Annotated in this window: 4 protein-coding genes; all 4 read right to left on the reverse strand. The window is 55.9% G+C overall.

Annotated elements, in window-relative coordinates; all coding sequences use genetic code 11:
- Window positions 1–45: 45 nt before the first annotated feature.
- Window positions 46–885, reverse strand: coding sequence for a 3-methyl-2-oxobutanoate hydroxymethyltransferase (panB, locus tag QME66_12675; GenBank protein ID MDI6809810.1), 840 nt, complete (start codon window positions 883–885; stop codon window positions 46–48).
- Window positions 886–946: 61 nt separating this feature from the next.
- Window positions 947–1867 carry a 2-dehydropantoate 2-reductase gene (locus QME66_12680; protein ID MDI6809811.1) on the reverse strand — a complete coding sequence of 307 codons (921 nt, stop codon included), beginning with the start codon at window positions 1865–1867 and terminating at the stop codon, window positions 947–949.
- Window positions 1868–2011: 144 nt separating this feature from the next.
- Entirely contained in the window at window positions 2012–3628 is a 1617-nt protein-coding gene (locus QME66_12685; protein ID MDI6809812.1) for a thiamine pyrophosphate-binding protein, read from the reverse strand.
- A 140-nt stretch (window positions 3629–3768) separates the two neighbouring features.
- On the reverse strand, window positions 3769–4410 hold a 642-nt coding region (locus QME66_12690), incomplete at its 5' end, for an Ldh family oxidoreductase (protein MDI6809813.1).

Here is a 4410-nt window from a genome sequence, read left to right on the forward strand (position 1 = left end):
CGACAAGAAAGATGATGATCAATGACCGCTTCATTTTTTTACCTCCTATGCTTTTATTTTTTTTAGCTCCTTCTCATCGATATGAAAACTGTGCTGGTCTGTTGGGAAGGTTCCGGCCGATACCTCCTCCCTGTATGACTCAAAGGCCTTGAGCATCAGTTCACTCAGATTAACATATCGTTTGGCAAATTTGGGTGTAAAACGGTCGAAGAGGCCAAGTATGTCATGGACGACCAGGACCTGGCCATCGCAATGAACACCCGCACCAATTCCGATGGTGGGGATCTTCAATCGCTCTGTAATTCTCTTTGCGATGGGAGCAGGGATGGCTTCGAAAAGCACGGAGAAGGCTCCTGCATCTTCAAGCAACAGGGCATCATCAATGATCTTCTGAGCAGCCTGGGCATCCTTGCCCTGAACCTTGAATCCTCCGAGCATGGAGATGGTCTGAGGGGTCAGGCCGATATGGCCCATGACCGGAATGCCCGCTTTGACAATGGCTTTCGCGATATCCCTGACACTGGCTCCTCCTTCGAGCTTGACCGCATCCGCTCTTCCCTCTTTCATAAACCTGCCGGCATTGAGAATGGCATCCCGCTCCGTGGTGTTATAGGACATGAAAGGCATATCGCCGATGATGAGGGCGTATTTGGCCCCACGGGTCACTGCCTTGGTATGGTGGATCATCTCATCCATGGTGACCGGGAGGGTATTTTCGTATCCCAGTACCGTCATGCCGAGGGAATCCCCTACCAGGATGATATCGATTCCAGCCCGGTCTTCGAGCAGGGCCATGGGATAGTCATAGGCGGTGAGCATGGTGATCTTCCTGCCCTCATTTTTCATCGTCTGAATATCCACGGGCGCAATTTTTTTGCGTTCCATCTTTTTTCTCTCCTGTTTCTTATTGTCAGCCCTAAAGGGCTGAGTTACGTATCTCAAGGCTTTAGCCTTGATGAAAGCTTTTTTCGATGACCTTGATCAGATCGGTGATCATTTGATTGTATGGCACGGAGATCCCGAGACGCCCTGCCTCTCTCACGATGGCTCCATTGATGGCATCGATTTCGGTTCTCCTTCTGTAGTCGAGATCCTGGCCCATGGAACAGCGGTTCTCTCTGGTCGCTTCAATGACGGTTTTGACCCTCTCCATGGGACTCCCTTCGATCCGAATGGACTTTCTTTTCGCCACCTCTATTGCCTCGGAGACCAGGGCTTCCATTATTCTCAAGGTTTCAGGGTGATCGAGAAGCTGGCCATTCTTTAATCCAAGGAGAGCTGCCAGGGCATTCAGACCCACATTGACAAAGAGTTTTTCCCATACGAGGTCATGGATACGAGAAGAGACTTCGGTTTCAATTCCGGCGTTGTTGAACATCCGGGCGATTTGAGCGACTCGGTCTGTGATCTTTCCGTCCAGTTCACCCAGATAGGTCTTGCCCATCCCTCCATGGCGGATATGGCCTGGTCCCAGAAGAGTGGCTCCCTGGCCTGTCACACCCAGGACGACCTTCTTTCGATCGATCAGGCTACAGATCATCTCCTCATTTCCAAGACCATTCTGGAGGGTGAGAAAGATCGTATCCTCTTTTTCGAGGGCCAAAGAATCTGAGACAGCCTTTTCAGTGTGGTAGGTTTTTACAAAGAAGAGGACCAGGTCTGCTTTTCCAAAGGAGGTGACATCCATAGTGGCCTTCACAGGGATGGTTCGGCCCTCTCTCTTCCCTTCTATGACGAGGCCATTTGACCGGATGCTATCGATGTGCTCCTTCCAGATGTCGACAAGCCAGACCTCCTCGTCCGATGGAGAGAGAAGTCCGCCAAAAAGACTCCCCATGGCTCCGGCACCGACAATCACGGTCTTCATCTCTTTTTCTCTTCCATGCTAAGCAGGCGAAAATGGATTGAAAAACTAACACAGCTTAAGGTGAAAATCAAGGCTTCCAGGCGGTTTAGTAAGTTAGCAGTATAGTGTATAATTTAGCTTTGATCCCGTTTCCACAAGTCTCCCCTATAGCTCCCGAATCGCATCGAACTGCGCAGCATATTGGCTGGGGTCGATTCGAGCTTGGATGAGGGTGAAACGATTCGACCCCAGCGCCTCCTTGAGCGCGTCGGAATACTCGGCCTCCGTACCCACGGAGATTCCTCTGCCCCCGAACGCCTCGGCAATCTTGATGTAATCCGGAGCTCGGAATTCGGTGCCGACCACCGCAAGCCCCTTTTTCACTTGCTTGATCCGTATCTGGCTGAGCGCCTGATCACTCAGGACCACGATGACAGGGGCCACGCCTAACTGCATGGCCGTCTGCAGTTCAGCCATCCGCATGGAGAAGCCGCCGTCGCCGCAGAGGGAGACGACCTGTCGAATCGGGAAGGTCAGCTTGGCAGCGATGGCCGAGGGAACGCCAAAGCCCATGGTGCCAAGAGGGTTGGACATGAGCACGGAGTTGGGCTGATAAGGCCGCCAGATCTGGCTGAGCAGGAGCTTGGAGGCACCCACATCCATGGTCAGGATCACATCCTCGGATGTGATCTCCCGCGTGATGTCGGAGACCCTGAAGAGGGCCAGCCCCTGGGCAGGCAGAGCCAGGGCATCGTACACCTTCTTGCGGTAGGCAGGAGCAACCCTTTCGTCCCACTTGTGCTCCGCGGGCAATGAACCGGACAGCATGGTCAGAATCTCGGCGATGTTACCTACCAACTCCATCTCGGCATGGTAGATTTCGTTGTAGTTGGTGACCCGATCGATGGCGATGATGGGCTGGCTGTACTTCCATGGCTTGGCCAGCATGTCAGCCGGGTCCAGTCCCACGCCGATGATGAGATCGGCCTTCCCCAGGATGTCCATCTCCAGCTTGCCGCCGATGAAGACGCCGGCTGAGTAGGGGTGGTTCTCCGGTAGCGCTCCCTTCGCCTTGGGAGTGCAGAAGACCGGAGCGCCGATCCGCTCGGCCAGAGCCCTGAGTTCCAGGTACGCGCTATCCCAGCGTACCCCCATACCGGCGATGATGACCGGCGCCTTCGCCTCCCGAATCCGGCCCACCACCTGGCTGAAGCCCGCTGGCTCCTCGGAGTAGAGGCGCGCCATCACTTGTTTGGAAACGAGAGGGAACAGCTTGTCCGCTACCTGTTTCATGGTCACGTCGTCGGGAAGATCCAGTTGAACGGGGCCAGGCCGTTCCTCCAGCATCGTGCGGAAAGCCCGTTGCAGGGTTTCGTGTGCCCATTCAGCGGACAATGATGCGGTCCACTTGGTAATCCCCTGGAAGAGCTGCCGCGAGTTCAGAACCTGGCGGAGCAGCACCTGGGTGGCGGCCCATGGATAGTTGTCCGACAGGACGAGGAGCGGCGATCTGTCCAGGTAGGCGTAGGCCACGCCGTTGGCGATATTGGTAATGCCTGGGGAGATGGCCGTCACGACGACGCCGGGTGTCCCGGTCAACTCCCCGACGACGCACGCCATCATGGCCGCCGCTGTTTCGTGGGTGTTCAATACGAACCGGATGCCGTCCTTCTCAGCGGCGCTTAGCAGATCGATGGTGCCTCCCCCGCCCGGTATTCCGAAGATGTACTGGACACCCTCGCGCTTCAGCATGGTGGAGATCAGTTCGACAACAGTAGCCATTGTGTCCTCCTTGTTCGATTGGAGTGACAAAGGGTGCCAAGAAAAAATACTTTGTTGCGATTGCCTGACCCCTTGGCGTCGACGATAGCCCCAAGAAAGACGGACAGGTGCGAGATGACATTAGACACCTCTTCCTCCTATTAAAGATCTATCGGGACTCCCAGGTCCTTCCCGATGGCTCGCAGCTCTTCCGCAACTCTGGCTTGGAGCGGGATTCCCTTCTCCGTTCGCTCTTGCACTCGCAGGTGCTCCGGCTCACCCGGCAGAAAGATCACTTCGGATCCCCTGGCCTTCTTCGAGGACTTTATCTCGTTGACGTAGGCATCCATCCGGGCCTTGAAGGCCGCCACATCGGTGAAGGCAGCGAGGTCGATGGCCATGAAGCTGTGGGCAGTGCCGGCCGGCTCTGTCTGCTTGTCGATGGCCTTGACCCGAGGGCCGTAGTTGGAGTCCGTCAGCACACCGGTCAGGAGATCCACCATCAAAGTGATGCCGTAGCCCTTGTAACCGCCAATGGCCAGCAGGATTCCTTTAAGAGCCTCCTCAGCATCCGTGGTTGGCTTGCCGTACTTGTTGAGCGCCCAACCCTCGGGGATCGACTTTCCCTCCTTCTGGAGGGTGCGAATCTTTCCAGCGGCCACCACGCTGTTGGCCATGTCGAGTACGACCGGAGGTCGCTGCCCGGCGGGCACAGCGATGGACCAGGGGTTATTGCCGAAGAGTCTCTCGACCCCGCCGGTTGGGGCCAGGCGAGGCGAGGCGTTGGTGGCCGTGAAGCCGAT

Source organism: Candidatus Eisenbacteria bacterium (assembly GCA_030017955.1).
Lineage (GTDB): Bacteria > Eisenbacteria > RBG-16-71-46 > JASEGR01 > JASEGR01 > JASEGR01.

Coding starts and splice junctions, on each gene's coding strand:
- panB (MDI6809810.1), bottom strand. CDS start 885: ATGGAACGCAAAAAAATTGCGCCCGTGGATATTCAGACGATGAAAAAT.
- QME66_12680 (MDI6809811.1), bottom strand. CDS start 1,867: ATGAAGACCGTGATTGTCGGTGCCGGAGCCATGGGGAGTCTTTTTGGC.
- QME66_12685 (MDI6809812.1), bottom strand. CDS start 3,628: ATGGCTACTGTTGTCGAACTGATCTCCACCATGCTGAAGCGCGAGGGT.